The 19,772-nt window shown below is 66.0% G+C and carries 17 protein-coding genes; 10 read left to right on the plus strand and 7 right to left on the minus strand.

The features are described 5' to 3' along the window. The first annotated feature begins 246 nt into the window (after positions 1–246). From J4O76_RS01800 to rpoN, 5 genes are all read left to right on the plus strand, one after another. The gene (locus J4O76_RS01800) at positions 247–867 is read left to right on the plus strand and encodes a ribonuclease D (RefSeq protein WP_056063589.1); all 621 of its coding nucleotides are present in this window, start codon (positions 247–249) and stop codon (positions 865–867) included. Continuing rightward, positions 867–1,520, plus strand: coding sequence for an LPS export ABC transporter periplasmic protein LptC (lptC, locus tag J4O76_RS01805; RefSeq protein WP_426279911.1), 654 nt, complete (start codon positions 867–869; stop codon positions 1,518–1,520). Before J4O76_RS01800 ends, lptC begins: the two co-directional genes overlap by 1 nt. A gap of 5 nt (positions 1,521–1,525) precedes the next feature. Beyond that, the gene (locus J4O76_RS01810; protein ID WP_426279912.1) at positions 1,526–2,074 is read left to right on the plus strand and encodes an LptA/OstA family protein; all 549 of its coding nucleotides are present in this window, start codon (positions 1,526–1,528) and stop codon (positions 2,072–2,074) included. Between the two features lie 134 nt (positions 2,075–2,208). Further along, positions 2,209–2,991, plus strand: a complete 783-nt coding sequence (gene lptB, locus J4O76_RS01815; protein ID WP_056063598.1) for an LPS export ABC transporter ATP-binding protein — start codon at positions 2,209–2,211, stop codon at positions 2,989–2,991. Between the two features lie 153 nt (positions 2,992–3,144). After that, positions 3,145–4,644 (plus strand): RNA polymerase factor sigma-54, encoded by a 1,500-nt coding sequence (gene rpoN / locus J4O76_RS01820; protein WP_426279913.1) that lies wholly within the window; start codon positions 3,145–3,147, stop codon positions 4,642–4,644. A gap of 161 nt (positions 4,645–4,805) precedes the next feature. On the opposite strand, the gene J4O76_RS01825 is transcribed toward rpoN, so the two are convergent. Then, positions 4,806–6,446 (minus strand): S10 family peptidase, encoded by a 1,641-nt coding sequence (locus J4O76_RS01825; protein ID WP_426279914.1) that lies wholly within the window; start codon positions 6,444–6,446, stop codon positions 4,806–4,808. 62 nt (positions 6,447–6,508) lie between these two features. Continuing rightward, positions 6,509–7,507: a ligase-associated DNA damage response exonuclease gene (locus tag J4O76_RS01830; protein WP_133029610.1), complete on the minus strand. Its 999-nt coding sequence runs from the start codon at positions 7,505–7,507 to the stop codon at positions 6,509–6,511. Between the two features lie 92 nt (positions 7,508–7,599). On the opposite strand from J4O76_RS01830, the gene lepB reads away from it, so the two are divergent. Continuing rightward, positions 7,600–8,538, plus strand: coding sequence for a signal peptidase I (gene lepB / locus J4O76_RS01835; RefSeq protein WP_426279915.1), 939 nt, complete (start codon positions 7,600–7,602; stop codon positions 8,536–8,538). A 59-nt stretch (positions 8,539–8,597) separates the two neighbouring features. Here lepB and J4O76_RS01840 read toward each other — a convergent pair whose 3' ends face one another. Continuing rightward, on the minus strand, positions 8,598–9,200 hold the full coding sequence (locus tag J4O76_RS01840) for a hypothetical protein (RefSeq protein ID WP_426279916.1): 603 nt from the start codon (positions 9,198–9,200) through the stop codon (positions 8,598–8,600). Between the two features lie 88 nt (positions 9,201–9,288). On the opposite strand from J4O76_RS01840, the gene J4O76_RS01845 reads away from it, so the two are divergent. The 3 genes from J4O76_RS01845 (at position 9,289) to J4O76_RS01855 (ending at position 14,359) form a co-directional block, all read left to right on the plus strand. Beyond that, positions 9,289–11,715: a ligase-associated DNA damage response DEXH box helicase gene (locus J4O76_RS01845; protein WP_426279917.1), complete on the plus strand. Its 2,427-nt coding sequence runs from the start codon at positions 9,289–9,291 to the stop codon at positions 11,713–11,715. 362 nt (positions 11,716–12,077) lie between these two features. Next, positions 12,078–12,902 carry an aspartyl protease family protein gene (locus tag J4O76_RS01850; protein WP_426279918.1) on the plus strand — a complete coding sequence of 275 codons (825 nt, stop codon included), beginning with the start codon at positions 12,078–12,080 and terminating at the stop codon, positions 12,900–12,902. A gap of 53 nt (positions 12,903–12,955) precedes the next feature. Beyond that, positions 12,956–14,359, plus strand: coding sequence for a M20/M25/M40 family metallo-hydrolase (locus J4O76_RS01855; RefSeq protein WP_426279919.1), 1,404 nt, complete (start codon positions 12,956–12,958; stop codon positions 14,357–14,359). A gap of 198 nt (positions 14,360–14,557) precedes the next feature. Here the strand turns inward: J4O76_RS01855 and J4O76_RS01860 are convergent, their stop codons facing one another. Beyond that, positions 14,558–16,531 (minus strand): potassium transporter Kup, encoded by a 1,974-nt coding sequence (locus J4O76_RS01860; protein WP_426279920.1) that lies wholly within the window; start codon positions 16,529–16,531, stop codon positions 14,558–14,560. Positions 16,532–16,655: 124 nt separating this feature from the next. Between J4O76_RS01860 and pdeM the strand changes: the two genes are divergently transcribed. Then, a complete protein-coding gene (gene pdeM / locus J4O76_RS01865; RefSeq protein ID WP_426279921.1) occupies positions 16,656–17,318 on the plus strand; it encodes a ligase-associated DNA damage response endonuclease PdeM in 663 nt (220 codons plus the stop codon). Between the two features lie 165 nt (positions 17,319–17,483). Here pdeM and msrA read toward each other — a convergent pair whose 3' ends face one another. From msrA to J4O76_RS01880, 3 genes are all read right to left on the minus strand, one after another. Continuing rightward, complete coding sequence (gene msrA, locus J4O76_RS01870; protein ID WP_426279922.1) at positions 17,484–18,143, minus strand: peptide-methionine (S)-S-oxide reductase MsrA; 660 nt, start codon at positions 18,141–18,143, stop codon at positions 17,484–17,486. A gap of 49 nt (positions 18,144–18,192) precedes the next feature. After that, positions 18,193–18,342 (minus strand): hypothetical protein, encoded by a 150-nt coding sequence (locus tag J4O76_RS01875; protein WP_165895481.1) that lies wholly within the window; start codon positions 18,340–18,342, stop codon positions 18,193–18,195. A 210-nt stretch (positions 18,343–18,552) separates the two neighbouring features. Further along, entirely contained in the window at positions 18,553–19,752 is a 1,200-nt protein-coding gene (locus J4O76_RS01880; RefSeq protein WP_426279923.1) for a pyridoxal phosphate-dependent aminotransferase, read from the minus strand. Positions 19,753–19,772 lie beyond the last annotated feature (20 nt).

Below are 19,772 nucleotides of genomic sequence, written 5' to 3' on the forward strand. Positions count from 1 at the left end.
CGACGAACGCAGGTTTTCCAGCGCGAAACCTTTTGCGCCTTGAGGGGACCCTTAGCGCAAAATACAAGCCGTCGCGAATAGATTCTGATCCCGGGCCCCGCGATTTGGATCGATACTGACGCAAGTGTCGCTCGCGAGCCACGACTCGTCGCATCGACGATCGCAAAGCCTTCTTGTCGCCTGATTTGGATCGGTGACGCAGATAGAGGCATTGAGCGTTCAGCCTCGGGCGGCTACGGCCGGCGCATGACAGTTCATCTCCACGAAGGCGACATTCCCGCCGACCTGTTCGCGGCCGGCGCCGCGATCGCCGTCGATACCGAGACGATGGGGCTGATCACGCCTCGCGACCGGTTATGCCTCGTGCAGCTTTCCGATGGCGGCCCCGACGAGCACCTCGTCCGATTCGCCGCGGGTGCCGGCTACGACGCGCCCAATCTGAAGGCGTTGCTGGCCGATCCGGCCCGCGTGAAGCTCTATCATTTCGGCCGGTTCGATATCGCGGCGGTCCAATATTATCTCGGCGTCGTCGCGGCACCGGTTTATTGCACCAAGATCGCGTCGCGGCTGGTGCGGACCTACACCGATCGCCACGGTCTCAAGGAAATCGTCCGCGAACTGCTCGGCCAGGATATCTCGAAGCAGCAGCAGTCGTCTGACTGGGGCAGCCCCGAACTGTCCGAGGCGCAGAAGGATTACGCGGCGTCCGACGTCCGCTTTCTCCACCGGCTGCGGACCGAGCTCGACAAGCGGCTGATTCGCGAAGGCCGGATGGAGCTAGCGCAAGCCTGCTTCGACTTCCTGCCGACTCGTGCCGCGCTCGATATCGCCGGCTGGCCCGAAATCGACATTTTCGCACACGCTTGATGGACGTTCCGCCCCCCTCACCCGTCGCCCGTCGCGTCCGTAGCGCGCGACAGGACTGGGCCGCGCCCGGTGGCAGCCACGATCGGTTCGTGGCGATCGCCCGCGTCGGCCTGCCGACCGCGATCGGCGTGCTGGCGGCGTTCCTGGTGATGGCGCCGCTGACCGCGGGCGGCGACGTGTCGTTCCTGCTCGACAAGAACAAGGTCGACGTCGCGCAGGAGCGGATGAAGACGCAGGCGGCGCGCTATCGCGGCGAGGATACGAAAGGCCAGGCGTTCACGCTCGACGCGGCCTCGGCGATCCAGAAAAGCTCGGCCGAGCCGATCGTCCAGCTCAACCAGCTCGCCGCGCAGATCCAGCTGACCGACGGCCCCGCCAACATCAAGGCGAACACCGGCCGCTACGACATGGACACCGAGAAGGTGCAGCTGTTCGGCCCGCTCAACGCCACCGCGGCGGGTGGGTACGACCTGAAGACTACCAACGCGACCATCGACATGAAGGCGCGTACGCTCGAAAGCGGCGGGGCGGCGACCGGCACCGTCCAGCAGGGCACGTTCAGGGCGAACAAGCTGCGCGCGAACCTGGAAGAGCGGACCGTTACGCTCGATGGCAATGCGCGCTTGCGGATCATCCCCAGAGGGCCGAAATAGCCGCCATGCGCGCCACTCACATCTTCGCCGGCCTGTCCGCCGTCTTGCTCTCCACGACCGCGGTCGCGCAGCAGGCGCACAATTCCAACGCCCCGATCGATTTCGGCGCGGATCATATCGAGCTGCAGGACAAGGCGAACCGCGCCATCCTGTCGGGCAACGTCGCGGTCAAGCAGGCCGAGATGACGCTGAACTCGGCGCGGATGACGGTGGCGTACACCGGCCAGGTGATCGGCGGGAACCCGCAGGTCTCGCGACTCGACGCGTCGGGCGGCGTGATCGTCAAGCGCCCCGACCAGACGGCCAGAAGCCAGTATGCGATCTACGATCTCAATCGGCGCGTCATCACGATGCTCGGCGCGGTCACGCTGACGCAGGCGGGCAACACCGTGAACGGCGGGCGCCTGACAATGAACCTCGACACCGGGCGTTCGGTGATCGACGGGTCGTCGGTCGCAGGCGGCAGCGCGGGCGGATCGGCAGCGAGTGGTGGCACCGTCACGCAGACCGGCGGTCGCGTGACCGGTACGTTCTCGGTCCCCAAGCGCAACTGAGCCTGTGAGCATGTCGCGAGGGCTTCCTTCGAACGGCGCGCTCCTTCATGTTTCTTGCCAACCGTCTGCCGAGCGTTCGGCGGCACCATTCATGCCGAGTGTTCGGCGACTGATTATTGCGAGGGCCTGATCCCATGGACGCCACCACGCTGCCCCCGATCGAGGACGTCGCCCCGATCTCCGAGCCTCCGGTGAACAACGGGCTTCAGGTCGTCTCGATCGCGAAGTCCTACGATAAGCGCGTCGTGCTGACCGACGTGTCGGTGTCGGTTGGGCGCGGTGAAGTCGTCGGGCTGCTAGGGCCCAACGGCGCGGGCAAGACGACGTGCTTCTACTCGGTGATGGGCTTGGTGAAGCCCGACTCGGGCCGCATTATGCTCGACGGCGAGGACATCACGAAGCTGCCGATGTACCGGCGCGCGATCCTTGGTCTCGGCTATCTGCCGCAGGAAACGTCGATCTTTCGCGGGCTGACGATCGAGAAGAACATCCTGACCGTGCTGGAGTTGTCCGAGCCGGATAAGGCCGCACGCCAGCGGAAACTCGATACGTTGCTCGAGGAGTTCGGCCTCACCCGGCTCCGTGCTGCACCGGCGATGGCGTTGTCGGGCGGCGAGCGGCGGCGTGCGGAAATCGCTCGGGCGCTGGCGGCGGATCCGTCGATCATGCTGCTCGACGAGCCGTTCGCGGGCATCGATCCGATCTCGATCGCCGACATTCGTGATCTGGTGAAGGACCTCAAGCGTCGCGACATCGGCGTGCTGATCACCGACCACAACGTTCGCGAGACACTGGAGATCGTGGATCGCGCGTACATCATCTACGACGGGCGGGTGCTGTTCTCCGGCTCGCCCGAGGAACTGGTCGCGGATGCGAACGTCCGGCGCCTGTATCTCGGCGAAGGCTTCTCGCTTTAAGCTTATGAACAAGCTCGCGCATCCATTCCTCCCCGGCACGGGGAGGGGAACCAGCAAAGCTGGTGGAGGGGGCTTTCCGCAAACGCAGCGTCAGACGCGAGCCCCCTCCGTCGACGCGTCGCGCCGCCACCTCCCCTTGCAGGAGAGGATTTAGTGAGCCTCGCCCCTCGCCTGGACATCCGCCAGTCGCAGTCGCTGGTGATGACCCCGCAGCTCCAGCAGGCGATCAAGCTGCTGGCGCTGTCGAACCTGGAGATCGAGGGGTTCATCGCCGAGGAAGTCGAGCGCAACCCGTTGCTCGAAGCCAGCGCTGCCGAGGATAGCGACGCCCCCGACCGCGAGCCCGTTGCCGAAGTCCGCGACGAACGCGTGGCGGCCGACGAACTGGTCTCGGGTACCGGCGCCGGTGACGAACCAACGCTCGATGTCGATTACGCCACCGAAAGCCACCAGCAGGACAGCGTCGCCGACGGCGGCAGCGGGATGGACGGCGCGCTGTCGATGACCGGCGCGAGCGCGGGGGGAGCGGGCGGCGAGGACGGCCCCGATCTGGACGCGTTCGCGGATACCAGCCTCAGCCTCGCGGACCACCTGCTCGCACAGGCCGGGCCGGCGATCCCTCGCGAGGACGCCTTCATCGCTGCGCACCTGATCGACCAGATCGACGAGGCGGGATACCTGACCGTGTCGCTGCTCGACATCGCCAACCGGCTAGGCGTGCCGCTGGTCCGCGTCGAGCGCGTGCTCGCCACGATCCAGACCTTCGACCCGACCGGCGTCGGCGCACGGGATCTTTCAGAGTGCCTCGCGTTGCAGGCGAAGGAAGCCGATCGCTACGATCCGTGCATGGCGCGGTTGATCGACAACCTCGACCTGCTTGCGCGCGGCGAACTGACGCGGTTGAAGCGGATGTGCGATGTCGACGACGAGGACATGGCCGACATGATCCGCGAATTGCGCGGTTATGATCCGAAGCCTGGGTGCCGCTATGGGGGCGAGCCGGCGCAGTCGGTGACGCCGGACCTGTTCGTGGCGCGGACCAAGGCGGGCTGGGCGATCGAGATCAACGCCACCACGCTGCCGCGCGTGCTGGTGAATCGGAGTTACTACACCGAACTCTCGGGCGGGCAGCAGGACAAGGCGTCGAAGGCTTGGCTGAGCGATTGCCTCGCGAGCGCGAACTGGCTGGTGAAGGCGCTCGACCAGCGCCAGCGGACGATCATCAAGGTCGCCACCGAGATCGTGAAGCAGCAGGAGGCGTTTTTCCTGAAGGGCGTCGCGCACCTGCGCCCACTGACGCTGCGCCAGGTGGCGGACGCGATCGAGATGCACGAATCGACCGTCAGCCGCGTGACGAGCAACAAATACCTGTCGTGCGCGCGCGGGCTGTACGAGCTGAAATATTTCTTCACGAGCGCGATCCAGTCCGCGGACGGCGGCGAGGCGGTGTCGGCGCAGGCGGTGAAATCGGCGATTCGGGCGCTGATCGATACCGAGGGTGCGAAGATCCTGTCGGACGACACGCTAGTGGAGTTACTTAACGGCAAAGGCTTCGACATCGCACGCCGGACCGTGGCCAAATACCGCGAGGCGCTCGGGATCGGAAGTTCGGTACAGCGGCGGCGTGCAAAAGCGCTGGAGGGGGTTCGGTAGGCGTTGCGCGCGGGTGGGAGAGTTACGTTTCGAAAGAGAGCACCACCCCGGCGGAGGCCGGGGCCCAGTTGGCGGGTCCTAAGTAACGACGCGCAACATCCCTCAGCTACGTTTCCCAACTGGGCCCCGGCCTTCGCCGGGGTGGCGTACTCAGGAATGGCTCAGTTCGGAACCTGCCCCGGGTCCCCCGCCCCCGACACGCTTGCGCCACCCGGTGGCGTTGCGCTTCGCGCCTCGCCGATCGCCTGATCATACCAGCGCGCCAAATCCGCCTTCATCTGGTGCAGCGCCTCGGGGTTGAGATACGTCATGTGCCCCGCAGGATAATAGCGAAACGCCAGGTTCCGCTGCCGTGAGGGATCGAGCATCATGTGCCCGAGGTCGTTCTCCGTCCCGAAGAACGGCGTCGCCATGTCATAATAACCGTTCATCGACAGTACGTTGAGATACGGATTCTCGCGCATCGCCGCCGCCAGATCGACCGCGGTGTTGGGGTTGTTCTGCGACTGGCCGCCGCGACCCGGCGCATCGTGCTTCCAGTTCCACGTCCAGCCGGGCGCATCGCGTGCACTGAGGCGGTAGGGCATCTCGGTCTTGTAGCCGAGCGTGTGCGTCACGTAATCGTTGAACGTGGCGATGAACGCGCCGGCGATCGCGGTGTCCGACGCGTCCGTCTCCGGCCGCTCGCCCGCCGCGTCGCTGTCGACTCCGGTGTAGCGCGAGTCGAACCGGCCGAGCGTGAGACGTTGATCACGCAACAGTTCCTTCTGGAAGCGGGCGAGATCGATGCGGAGGTTGGCGCGCTTGATGAAGTCGGGCGAGATGCCGATCAGCTGACTCATCCGGTTGGCGACCGCATCGCGTTCCGCATCCGGGATCGTCTGGCCCTTCGACAGTGCCGCCGCATAGGGTCCGGTCGCGAATGCACGCGCTTCGGCGACCGTGGTGGCGACGTCGGCAGGGCGGTTCTGGAGCCGGTTATGATACCAGGCGCTCGCCGCATAGCTCGGCAAATAGTTGAGGTAGATCTCGTCGAGCCCAGGCTGGCGATAGCCATAGTTCATGATCGACGACAGCAGCACGACGCCGTTGAGCGCCATCCCGCGATCCTGCAACTGGTATGCGAGCGCGCCCGAGCGGGTGGTGCCGTAGCTTTCGCCGAACAGGAATTTCGGGCTATTCCAGCGGCCGTATTTGGTGGCGTACCGCAATATGCCCTTGGCGAACGCGTCGGCATCCTCGTCGACGCCGTAGAACGCGGAGGGCTTGGTATCGCCGAGCGGCCGCGAATAGCCGGTGCCGACCGCGTCGATGAACACCATGTCGGTCTTGTCGAGCAGCGTGTCGGGATTGGGACCGAAATCATAGGGCGCGGGCTTGATGTATTCGGGGTTGGCCGTGCGCAGCCGAACCGGCGCGAACGAGCCCATGTGCAGCCAGAAGCTGGGCGAGCCCGGCCCACCATTGTAGAAGAACGTCACTGGGCGTTTGGTGCCGGGCTTCACCCCGTCGAGCGTGTAGCCGGTGTAGAACAGACTCGCGGTCGGCTTGCCCTCGGTATCGCGCAGCGTCAGCGTGCCGACGGTCGCGGTATAGCCGAGCGACTTGCCGCCGACGGTGACGCGCCCCTTCGACTTGACCTCCTGCTCGGCGATGGGAGCGTTGGCGTAGTCCGCCTCCACCTCGGCCTTCATCCGGTCGGCGTTGGTCTCCGACTTGTCCTTCTTCGGCGCGTCCTGCGCGACGGCGGTGGTGGAAAGCGCGAGCAGCAACAGAGCGGCGAACTTGGTCGAACGGGCCACGGGATATCCTTGCGACAGAAGCGATACCCTATCCTGCCGCAGCCTCCACAAAGCGCAAGGGCTCAGTCGTCCTCGTCCTCGAACCCCACGAGCGCCAGCGCGCGCGCCTTGATCTGGCGGGTCATGCACCAGTGGACCAGCGCGTCCTCGCGGCCGTGCGTGACCCATACCTCGCGGGGCGCGATCTCGGTGAGCGTAGCGATCAGTTCGTCCCAGTCGGCGTGATCGCTGAGGATCAGCGGGAGCTCGACGTTCTTCTGGCGCGCACGGCCCCGGACACGCATCCAGCCGCTGGCCATCGCGGTGATCGGATCGGGCAGCCGCCGCGACCAGCGATCGTTAAGCGCTCCCGGCGGACACATCACGACGTGTCCCGCCATATCCGCCTTCTTCGCATCCGCCACCGGGAGCAGTTCGCCGAGCCTGACGCCGTGCTCGGCATAGAGATCGCACAGCCGTTGCAGCGCGCCGTGGATGTAGATCGGCGCTTCATGCCCGCGTTCGCGGAGTTCGGCGATCACGCGCTGCGCCTTGCCGAGCGCATAGGCACCGACGACCACGCAGCGGTCGGGATTGGCGTGGAGCGCGGCGATCAGCTTGTCGATCTCGTCACCGGTGTCGGGGTGGCGGAAGACCGGCAGGCCGAACGTGGCTTCGGTGATGAAGACGTCGCATTTGACGGGTTCGAACGGGGTGCAGGTCGGGTCCGCACGGCGTTTGTAATCCCCCGAGACGACGATCCGCTCGCCGCGATAGTCGAGCACGATCTGTGCGGAGCCGAGAACGTGGCCGGCGGGGACAAAGCCGATGTCCACCTCTCCCATCCGGATCGTCTCGCCGTAAGCAACGGGGTTGCCGGCCTGCGGGCCGTAGCGCGCGTCCATGATCGCCAGCGTCTCGGGTGTGGCCCAGACGGCTTCGTGGCCACCGCGGGCGTGATCGGCGTGGCCGTGCGTGACGAGTGCCTTGGCGGTCGGGATCGAGGGGTCGATCCAGGCGTCGATCGGCTTGACGAGAATGCCGTGCGGATGCGGTTCGAGCCAGTCGCCGAGTTTTGCCATGCCAGTACTACGCGTGAACCGGGCGTGCGGTGCCAGCATTGCCGAACGCACCGTGTCCAGTACGATGCGGGCGCTCACCGGGGGGATGTCGCATGAACGATACGATAGAAGACCCGGTCGACCGGCGAAGCGTGCCAGCACGGGTAGGCGTCGCCGCGCTCAACCTGATCCTGCCCGGACTTGGGCTGATCCGCGTCGGAGATCGGCGTGGGGCGGCGCTGACTTTCATGGCACAGTTCGCACTTGCCGCACTCGTCACGTTCGGGTTGGGGCACCTTCCCATCACAGGTTACGGTGTCGCGGTAGCGGCGCTGGTGCTGGTCATCGCGTTGTTCGGTGCCGTTTACGTCGTGCCGATCATGCTCACATGGCGCAAGAGCAGGCTTCGCGGTCCCACGCGTTGGTGGTCGCGCTGGTATGCGCTGGCGCTGATCGCCGTGGTCGTGCTGGGCCTTTGGGAACGCGTGCCGCCGATGATGCACCATTTCTACAAGCCGTTCTTCGCACCGTCCGACAGCATGGCGCCGACGATCGGCAGCGGTGACAAGTTCGTCGTCGACATGCGCTGGCGTGGGCCGCCAAGACGCGGCGACGTGATCGTCTTCCAGGCGGCTGACAGCGTCCGGGTCAGTCGGATCGCGGCGATCGCGGGCGACAGGATCGCGATGCGCGCTGGCCTGCCGATCGTGAATGGGGTGGCGGTCGCGCAGCACGCAGAAGGCAGGATGATGGTCGACGATATCGAAGGCCGACATCCTGCGACGATTCTGACGGAACGCCTGCCGGGCGAACGATCCAGCCATCGCATACTCGACACGGATACGTCGCTGTTCGACGACACGCGCGAGGTCACCGTCCCGCCGGGCCATGTCTTCGTGCTCGGCGACAATCGCGATCGATCCGCCGACAGTCGCGTGCCGCTCGAGCAACAGGGCGTCGGGATGGTGCCGACGACGACGATCATCGGCCGCGCTATGTACCTGTATTGGAGCAGCAATCGCTCGAAGATCGGCGATCGGCTCGACCGCTAGAGGATAGCTTCAAGTCTCAACGCCGCACCTCGCGGGAGCCGATCGCATGGAACGCCGGATTAGCGGCGGCGGCCTATTTTAATCGTCGCGACGATCGCGTCCATCTGGGCCGCGGCGACCGCCTGGGTCGGCGCGTTGCGTGCCGGCGCCGCCGCCTTGACCGCGTAGGTGACGCGATCGACCGCGTAGCAGGTGCCGTCGACGACGGTGCGCAGGTTCGTCGCGTTGACCTGTTGACTCATCCCCGCGTCGCCGTTGGCATAGACCGTCCAGCGGTGACCGCCGAGCATCCGGTTGGGCAGGCGCCGACCGCTTCCCGACTTCAGCCCCGCGGTGCCGCAGGTCGCGACGACCGCGGCGCTGCGGCTGAAACCGACCTGCACTATTTCTGTGACCTGGCCCTGGCCGTCGCTTGGCTTGGCGACCTGCCAGAAGCGGACGATGCCGACGCCGCGACCGACCGGGCTGCCGTCCCAAATCTGGCGCCAACCGGCGTTCATCAGGGCCCGGCCGGCGAAATTGCGCGTCGGGGTCAGCGCCGACGGGTAGGACAGCCGGACCATGCCGCCTGCCCCAAGGAAGGACTTGGTCGCGGCGCTGGCGTTGGCGAAGGGGAGAAAAGCGAGCAGTGGCAGTGGCAGCAAGAAGCGAAGAAGCGTCACCGATCGTCTTTCATAAAGAGAGGCTTGGCAGTGTGCCGGCCGTTTGCGCCGCGTCCATAGCGGTGCGGCGCAACGCCCCCATATGACGATGATGCGTGAACAGGCCGTGAGCGACCTCCCCCCTCCCCTCGAAAACTGGTTCGCGACGCGCGGGTGGCGGCCGCGGCGGCATCAGCTCGAGATGCTGGCGGAAGGCCGTGCTGGGCATCATGCGCTGCTGGTGGCGGCGACGGGGGCGGGGAAGACGCTTGCCGGGTTCCTTCCGACGCTTGCCGAACTGATCGAGGCGCCGACCAACGGGCTCCACACGCTGTACGTCTCGCCGCTGAAGGCGCTGGCGGTCGACGTGCAGCGCAACCTGCTGACGCCGATCGACGAGATGGGCGTCGATATTCGCGTCGAAACGCGGACCGGCGATACGCCGTCGGACCGGAAGGCACGGCAACGGATCAAGCCGCCGCAGATTTTGCTTACCACGCCCGAATCGCTGTCGCTGTTGCTGAGCTATCCCGATAGCATCACGATGTTCGAGAACCTGCGCACGATCGTCGTGGACGAGGTTCACGCGTTTGCGACCGGCAAGCGTGGCGATCTGCTCTCATTGTGCATGGCGCGCCTGCAGAAGATCTCGTCGGGCATGCGCCGCGTTGCGCTGTCGGCGACGGTCGCAGATGCCGACGGCTATCGCGCGTGGCTCGCCCCCGATGGCGACATCGACCAGGTCGCGATGGTCCGTGGCGAGGCCGGTGCGGATCCCAACATCGCGATCCTGCTGCCCGAAGGTCGCGTGCCATGGTCGGGACATTCGGGCCGCTATGCCGCCGCGCAGGTGATGGCGGAGATCGAGGCGCACGAGACCTCGATCGTGTTCTGCAACACGCGCAGCCTGGCGGAACTCATCTTCCAGGATCTGTGGAAGGTGAATTCAGGGAACCTGCCGATCGGCGTCCACCATGGCAGCCTGGCCAAGGAGGCGCGACGGAAGGTCGAGAACGCAATGGCCGAGGGGAAACTGCGCGCGCTGGTCGCGACGTCGAGCCTCGACCTCGGGGTCGACTGGGGCAATGTCGATTGCGTGATCCAGATGGGCGCGCCGAAGGGGTCGTCGCGACTGCTCCAGCGGATCGGGCGCGCCAACCACCGGCTCGACGAATCGTCGCAGGCGATCGTCGTGCCGGGCAACCGGTTCGAATATCTCGAGGCGCGCGCTGCGCTCGACGCGGTCGAGGCGGGCGAACTCGATGCGGACATTTTTCGCGTCGGTGCTCTCGACGTGCTCGCGCAGCACGTCATGGCCTGCGCGTGCGCGGCGCCGTTTCGCGAGGCGGACCTGCTCGACGAGATCCGTTCCGCGCTGCCGTATTCCGCGCTGCCGACCGAGACGTTCGAGCGCGTGCTGCACTTCATCAGCGACGGCGGCTATTCGCTGAAGGCGTATGATCGGTTCAAGCGGCTGACCAAGGACGCGGACGGGACATGGCGGGTGAGCCATCCCAAATTCATCGGCCAGCATCGACTGAATGCAGGCATCATCGTCGAGGCGACGATGCTCAACGTGCGGTTCGGCAATGGCCGCGTGCTGGGACGGGTCGAGGAGGCGTTCGCGGCGCAGTTGAGTCACGGCGATACGTTCTTCTTCGCTGGGCTCAGCCTCGAGGTGATGAAGATCGACCTTGAGGATCTGGTTGTGCGCGCGACGTCGAAGCCCGCGCGGATCCCGACCTATGGCGGCAGCCGGATGCCACTGTCGACCAACCTCGCCGACCGCGTTCGCGGGTTCCTCGCGCATCCCGGCGACTGGGCGCGCTTCCCCGACGACGTCCGCGAATGGCTGGAGATGCAGGCGTATCGATCGGTCATGCCCGAGCCCGGCCAGCTGCTGGTCGAGACGTTCCCGCGCGAGGGGCGGCACTACATGGTCGCGTACAGTTTCGAGGGGTGGAACGCGCACCAGTCGCTCGGCATGCTGATCACGCGGCGGATGGAGACGCAGGGGCTGAAACCGCTCGGCTTCGTCGCCAATGATTATGCGCTGGCGGTATACGGGCTGGAGAAGATCGTCGATCCGGCGACACTGTTCTCGGCGGATATCCTGGAGCACGAGTTCGTCGAATGGGTGCAGCAATCGCACCTGTTGAAGCGCGCTTTTCGCGAGGTCGCGGTGATCGGCGGGCTGGTCGAGCGCCAGCATCCGGGCAAGCGCAAGACCGGCAAGCAGGTGACGTTTTCGACCGACCTGATCTACGACGTCCTGCGCAAGTACGAGCCGACGCATTTGTTGCTGGAGGCGGCGTGGGCGGACGCGCGGGCGCGGATGACGGATGTCGGGCGGCTCGCGTCTCTGCTCGACCGCGCGGCGGCGACGATGGTGCATGTCGACCTGGAGCGGGTCACGCCGCTCGCGGTGCCGGTGCTGACGCTGATCGGGCGGGAGAAGATCTCGACGAACAGTTCGGACGACGCGCTGCTGATCGAGGCGGAGGCGATGATCGCCGACGCGATGCGGCCGGATTGAGCTACTCGATCCTCCCCGCCAGGGGGAGGTGGCTGGCACTCGCCAGACGGAGGGGGAGGCAAGGCAAAACCGCTGTTGCGTGGTCCTCCCCCTCCGTCGCCTACGGCGCCACCTCCCCCTGGCGGGGGAGTATTTCAGAATAGCTTCGACCCTCCCCAAACGAACGGTTGCTTGCCCGCAATATCAGGCGCAGCATTTGCAGCATGCACTGGTGGCTGGCCCCTCTACTGCTAGCCATTGCCGCCCAGGCTAGCGCTCAGGACGCAGCCTCTCCACGCCCCAATGCTGCACCTCCGCCCAGCGCAGCATCGGCAGCAGAATCTGACCCCGCCACGCTCCTGTTCGGTGACGACCAGGCCCGCATGACGGTGCCGGTCACGATCGCCGGCGCAGGACCGTTCGCGTTCGTCGTCGATACTGGCGCCCAGCGGACCGTCATCGCGCGCGAACTCGCCGCAACGCTAGGCCTGACGCCAGGCCGCATCGTCCGCGTGACCGGCATGACCGGATCGAGCGCCATCGGCACCGTCGTCATCCCCTCGCTGAAGGTCAGCGTGATCGGCAGCGCGGCGATCGAGGCGCCGGCGATCAGCGCGATCAATCTCGGCGCGCGCGGGCTGCTCGGAATCGATGCCTTGCAGGCCCACGCGGTAGGGATCGACTTCGACACCAACACGATGACCGTCACCCCCTCGCACAAACGGCAAAGCCGCGAGCGCGCGAGCCCAGACGAGATCGTCATCCGGGCGCGCAGCCTGTTCGGGCAGCTCGTCGTCACCGACGCCTATTGCAACGGCATCCGCATCCGCGTGATCCTCGACACCGGCACCTCGGTCAGCATGGCCAACGGCGCGCTCCGCCGGAAGGTGACGCGCAAGGGACTGGGCAGCGCGGGGTCAGCGCAGCCCGTGTCGCTCACCGGCGTCACCGGCGAGACCGTGATCGCCGACTATACGACGATCGACCGCGTCACGATCGGCAGCCTGACGCTCGGCGACCTGCCCGTGGCGTTCACCGCAGTCGATGCACCGCCGTTCCGCCTGTTCGGCCTCGCCGAGCGGCCGGCGATGCTGCTCGGGATGGACGTGCTGCAACTCTTCCGCCGCGTCGACATCGACTTTGCCAACCGCGAGGTGCGGCTCACCTTGCCACGCGAGACGCGCCGTCGTGGCGAGCTGCGCCGCTGAGGTTGCGTCCGCGTGCGTTCGCTGCAACTCTCCCGCCGGAAACGAAAAAGGGGATGACGATGCGCGCGACTGGCTGGCTACTCACGGCGGCAATCCTGACGACCCCGCTCTCAGCACAAGCGCAGTCGCGGCCCGACCAGAAGGCGTTCCTCGGGCTCTACAAGGAGCTGGTCGAGACCAACACGACGCTGTCCGCTGGCAGTTGCACGCAGGCCGCGGCACAGATCGGCGCGCGGCTGAAAACCGCGGGCTATGCCGATGCCGACATTACCTATTTCTCGGTGCCCGAGCATCCCAAGGACGGCGGGCTGGTCGCGGTGCTGAAGGGGTCGGACGCGTCGATCAAGCCGATGCTGCTGCTCGCCCATCTCGACGTGGTCGAGGCGAAGCGCGAGGATTGGGTACGCGATCCGTTCAAGCTGATCGAGGAAGGCGGCTATTACTACGCGCGCGGCACCGTCGACGACAAGGCGCAGGCGGCGATCTGGTCCGACGCGATGATCCGCTTCAAGACGGGCGGGTACAAGCCGAAGCGGACGATCAAGCTGGCGCTGACCTGCGGCGAAGAGACGACGTTCGCGTGGAACGGCGCGCAGTATCTGGCGAAGTCCAAGCCCGACCTGATCGCGGCCGAGTTCGCGCTGAACGAGGGCGGCGGCGGGCGGCTCGACGACAACGGCAAGCGCCAGTTGCTGGCGATCCAGGTCGGCGAGAAGGCGGCACAGAACTACACGTTTCTCGCCACCAATCCCGGCGGGCATAGCTCGCAGCCGATCCCCGAGAATGCGATCTATGAGCTCGCCGATGCGGTGAAGGCGGTGCAGGGCTACGAGTTTCCGGTGAAGTTCACCGACACCACCAAAGCGTTCTTTGCGGCGAGTGCGAAGGCGATGCCGGGCGAGATGGGCGATGCGATCACGAAGCTGCTCGCGAACCCCGAGGACAAGGCGGCGGATGCGATCGTCAGTCGTGACAAGGCGATGCACTCGACGCTCCGGACGACGTGCGTGGCGACGTTGCTGAGCGCGGGGCATGCGGAGAACGCGTTGCCGCAGCGGGCGACCGCGAACATCAACTGCCGGATCTTTCCGGGCGAGACGGTGGAGGGCACGCTCGTCAAGCTCAAGGAACTGGCGGGGGCCAAGGTGACCGTGACGGCGAACCAGCCGGTGCGGCCGACTGCGATCCCGCCGACCCTCGACCCGAAGATCATGGGGCCCGTGACCAAGGTGGCGGCGAAGCACTTCCCCGGCCTGCCGATTCTCCCACTGATGTCGACCGGCGCGACCGACGGCATCTTCTTCGAGGCGATCGGCATCCCGGTCTACGGCGCGCCGGGCGTCTTCATCGACAAGGACATGGGGGGCATTCATGGCCTTAACGAGCGAATCCGGGTGGCTTCGCTGTATGATGGCCGGGATTATCTGTTCGACTTGGTTAAGGCGTTTGCGGGGTGAGCGCCACGTCCCTCGCCCCTTCGGGGAGAGGGAGGGAGGAGCCTTAGGCGACGGAAGGGGAGGGGCGTGGGGCTCGAGACGGTGCCCGACAACACCCCTCTCCCTTCCCACGGCAAGCGCCGCGGGCCCCTTCCCTCTCCCCGTAGGGGCGAGGGAGCACGCGCTCCCCCTCTTGAAACCGTCCGCCTTACTCTCGGCTTAGACGGTGACTTGTTCGCCTAGTTCCAACACCTTGCCGGGGGGGATCTTCAGGAAGTCGGTGGGGTCGCTGGCGTTCCTTTGCAGGAACAGGAAGATCCGGTCCTGCCATGGCGGCATGCCCTTTTCCGCATCGGGCTTCAGCGTGTTGCGGCCGATGAAGAACGAGGTGCGCATCGGGTCGAGCCCGAGCTGCTCGGTCTTGTTGCCGACGCCGAGATCGCGGGGCACGTCAGGGGATTCCATGAACCCGTAGGTCAGCACGACGATCGAGAAATTGTCGTCGACGCGTTCTACCTTCGCCCGCTGAGACTCCTCGACGAACGGCCGGTCGGCGGTGCGGATGCTGACGATCAGGTTGCGCTCGTGGAGCACCTTGTTGTGCTTCAGATTATGCAGCAGCGCACCCGGCGTCGCGTGCGGGTTGCCCGTCAGGAACACCGCCGTTCCCGACACACGCTCGGGCGGACGCTTTTCCAACGCCGAGGCGAGATCACTGAGCGGAATGCTCTGACGCTTCTCGAACGCGCTGACGATCTTCTTGCCGCGTACCCAGGTGAAGATGATCAGCCCGATCGCGGCGGCGATGACCAGCGGCACCCAGCCCCCCTCGATCACGCGGAGGATGTTGGCGCCGAAGAAGATCAGGTCGAGCGTCAGGAACGGCAGGATCGCCGCTAGTGCAAGCGGGCGTGACCAGTTCCAGCGATGCCGGACAACGATGTACGCGAGCAAGGTCGTGACGACCATCGTGCCGGTTACCGCGATGCCGTACGCGGCCGCCATCGCCGACGACGTCTTGAACTGGATCACCAGCACCAGCACGCCGATCAGCAACAGCCAGTTGATCGCCGGCAGGTAGATCTGGCCGGCGAACACGGCGGACGTCTGGCGGATGCGCAGGCGCGGGAGCAGGCCGAGCTGGATCGCCTGCTGTGTCAGCGAGAACGCGCCGGTGATGACCGCCTGGCTGGCGATGACGGTCGCGAAGCCGGCGAGGATGATCAGCGCCGGTCGCAGCGACTCGGGCGCCATCAGGAAGAACCAGTCCTGATTGACGAACGGTACGCCGCGCGCCGCTGCATCCTCGAGCCGCGACAAGGCGAATGCGCCCTGCCCCAGGTAATTGAGCGCGAGCGCCGGGAAGACGAGGAAGAACCAGCCGATGCGGATCGGCAGCTTGCCGAAATGGCCCATGTCCGCGGTCAGAGCCTCGGCGCCGGTGACGGTCAGGAACACCGCACCGAGCACGAACAAGCCGGTGACGCCGTGCGTCGCGAGGAACGAAATGCCGTAGGTCGGCAGGAACACGCGGACGATCGAGGGCTCGTCGGCGATGTGCCAGATGCCGAGCGCGCCGATCGCGACGAACCAGAGGATGCAGACCGGGCCGAACAGCTTCGATACCTGCGCCGTGCCGCGCGCCTGGATCAGGAACAGCCCGATCAGGATGGCGATCGTCAGCGCGCGCACCACGCCTTCGTTGAAGATATGCGCGGCGCTCGGGATCGTTCGCAGGCCCTCCATCGCGGAGAGCACCGACAGCGCCGGCGTGATGATCGCATCGCCGTAGAACAGCGACGCGCCCGCCGCGCCGAGCACGATCGCGATTCGCGACCGCATGCCGAGCGCACGACGGGCGAGCGCGGCGAGCGCGAGTACCCCGCCCTCGCCCTGGTTGTCGGCGCGCATCAGGAAGATGACGTATTTGACGGTGACGACGAGGAACAGCGACCAGAGCGCGAGGCTCAGCACGCCGAGGATTTCGGTCGGATCGATGCCGCCTGCGGACGTCTGGCCGAGTGCCTCGCGGAACGCGTAGAGCGGGCTGGTGCCGATATCGCCGAACACCACGCCGATCGCGCCGACGGTTAAGGCGGCGAGTGCGGGGTGCGGATGCAGATGCGCCGCTGACAGATCGCCAGGCGTTTCCGGTACAGCGGCAGTTTGGGGTGTTCCGGCGACGGACGTCATGGCGCGAAGAGCGCTCCTCCTGAGGGGACGGCGCGCTTTACGCCGATTGGGGGCATGCGCAAGTCCTGCCGGTTTCGGGCAATGGCGGGTTGATTCACCGGGCGGGCACCGGCATGGCGGGCAGATGGTTCCCTTTTCGTTCGGCGGGCATGCGCTTCTGGCGTTGGCGCAAGGCGCGCTGTTCTGGCCGGAGCGGCGTGCGCTGCTGGTCGCCGACCTGCATTTCGAGAAGGCGAGCTGGTTCGCCAAGCGCGGCCAGATGCTTCCGCCGTATGATTCGATCGCGACGCTGGCGGATCTCACTGCGCTGGTCGCTGCAACGGGCGCGCGCGAAGTCTGGTGCCTCGGCGACAGCTTCCACGACAGCGACGGGTGCGAGCGATTGCCGCAGCGCGCGCAGGACATGCTGCGGGCGATGACCGACGGGACGCGCTGGACGTGGATTACGGGCAATCACGATCCGGCTATCCTCGATCGGTGTGGCGGGGAGGTAGTGGACGAGGTGGTCGTCGATGGACTGATGCTGCGGCATGAAGCGGACCGGGCAGAGACGCGGCCGGAGCTGTCGGGGCATTTCCATCCGAAGCTTCGGTTGCGCGTGCGGGGGAAATCGGTGGCGCGGCGGTGTTTCGTGGCGACGGCGACGAAGCTGATTTTGCCTGCGTTCGGGTCGCTGACTGGCGGGTTGGACGTGGACCATCCGGAGATCGTGCGCGCGGTTGGGGTTGGGGCTGAGGCTATGGTGCCGGTGGCGGACCGGATGCTGCGATTTCCGGTTGCTGCCTGACGTTCCTATCGGTCCCCCCGGAGCGATGCGATGCTTCCCTGTCGAAACATCACCCCATCCCTCCTTGTTCTCCCGCGAAGGCGGGAGCCCAGTCTGGGTCCCCGCCTTCGCGGGGAAACAAGCTACTTAAGTTCAGTGATCTACTGGGGGGCCCGCTAACGGAATTCAGCTAGAAATCGTCGGGAACGCCGCGCGGAAGGCGGCCACCTTCGGCTTGTCCCACATCACCACGTACGGGTGCGTCGGGTTCCGGTCATAGAAATTCTGGTGATACGCCTCGGCCGGGTAGAACGTCCCCGTCTCCAGCTTCGTCACGATCGGCCCGGAGAACGCATGAGTCGCTCCCAGCTGCGCAATGTAAGCCCGCGCGACCTGCGCCTGCGCCGGCGACTGCGGGAAGATCGCCGAGCGATAGCTGGTGCCGCTGTCAGGGCCCTGACGGTTCAACGTCGTCGGGTCATGCGCGATCGAGAAATATATGCGGAGCAACGTGCCGTAGCTGACCACGCGGGGGTCGTAGGCGATCTTGATCGCTTCGGCATGCCGGGTCGTCTCGGCGGAAACCTGGTCGTAAGTCGCGGTCGCCTTGGTGCCGCCGGCATAGCCGGTCGTGACGGCCTTAACGCCCTTCACATGCTCGAACACCGCTTCCATCGTCCAGAAGCAGCCGCCTGCGAGTACCGCGGTCTGGATACCGGGCGCTGCGGGAAGGTCGGTCTTGACGGCGGGGATGACGACGGCGCGGGCGCCTTGCGCGGTGCCGGTGGCAATAAACGCACCGGCGATACCGATGGCGGCGAGCGTGGCGAGAAGCGGCTTTTTCATGGTTCGATACATGGGGTTGCCGCTCGACTTCGCTAGGCCATCGTCGCTGTTATCGCGCGGTGGCGGAGACGCTGTGCTCGAAATGGCTGGCGAAGGTCTGGCGGGCTTCGGCGGGCTGGAGCGCGAGCAAGCCGATGGCGCCGAGGACGAAACCGCCGCTGAACTGCCAGAAGAAACTCGACTTTACGATGCTGCGCATAATGCGATCCCAATGAAACCCAGTGATGGCGCCGACCGGATAGGTCAGCGTCAGCTACGGACCGGCATGTCGTAGAGATGCCGGCCAACCACAATGTCGTTTTTAGAAACTCTCGATTAACGCGCCGTGGCCGATGCGTTCATCGTGCAGCAGGCATCGCCCGACAGGGTTGCCGGAAGATGTCGCCGCGTGTCTCGAGTGTTGCCGGCGTTATTTCAGCGCGGCGCACGCCGCCTGGATTCGCGTGCAGGCCTCGCGGAGCAGCGCATCCGACGTGGCATAGCTAATCCGGAACGCGGGGCTGAGGCCGAACGCGGCGCCCTGCACGACGGCCACCTTGGCGTCGTCGAGCAGATAGCCGACCATCGCCTCGTCGGTGTCGATCAGGCGGCCGTTCGGCGTCGTCTTGCCGATCAGATCGGCGAACGACGGATAGACGTAGAACGCACCCTCGGGCGTTGGGCAGTGCATGCCATCGATCTCGTTGAGCATCGACACGACGAGGTCGCGACGGCCCTGGAACGCGGTGTTGCGCTCGGCGAGGAAAGACTGGTCGCCGTTCAGGGCGGCGACAGCGGCGGCCTGGGCGATCGAGCACGGGTTCGAGGTCGACTGCGACTGGAGCTTGGCCATCGCCTTGATCAGCCACGCCGCGCCCGCGCCGTAGCCGATCCGCCAACCGGTCATCGCATACGCCTTCGAGCAGCCGTTGACGGTCAACGTGCGCTCGAACAGCTCGGGGCAGGCTTCCGCAATCGTCGCGAACTTGAAGCCGTCATAGACGATGTGCTCGTACATATCGTCGGCGAAAATCCACACGTGTGGATGCTTCGCGAGCACCGCACCGAGCGCCTTCAGTTCGTCGATCGTATAGCCGGCACCGGTCGGGTTCGACGGCGAGTTGAGGATCACCCACTTGGTTTTCGAGGTGATCGCGGCATTGAGCGCGGCGGGATCGAGCTTGTAACCGACCTCGGGACCCGCCTTGACGATGACCGGCACGCCACCGGCGAACTGCACGACGTCGGGATAGCTCACCCAGTAGGGCGCGGGGATGACGACCTCGTCGCCCGGATCGATCGTCGCGACCATCGCGTTGAACAATGTGTGCTTGCCGCCGACGTTCACGCTGATCTGGTCGGTGGTGTAGGTAAGATTGTTGTCGCGCGCGAACTTGGCGACGATCGCCTGCTTGAGCTCGATCGTGCCGTCGACGTTGGTGTACTTGGTCTTGCCGTCGCGGATCGCCTGGATCGCGGCCTCTTTCACGAAGTCCGGCGTATCGAAATCCGGTTCGCCCGCACCAAGCCCGATCACGTCGACGCCTGCGCGCTTCAGTTCGAGAACGCGCGAAGTGATCGCGAGCGTCGGCGAGGGGCTGATGCGGCCGAGCGCGGCGGATGCGTGCATGGTGTAACCTTTGCGGTTGT

This window comes from Sphingomonas sp. NFX23 (genome assembly GCF_049887795.1).
Lineage (GTDB): Bacteria > Pseudomonadota > Alphaproteobacteria > Sphingomonadales > Sphingomonadaceae > Sphingomonas.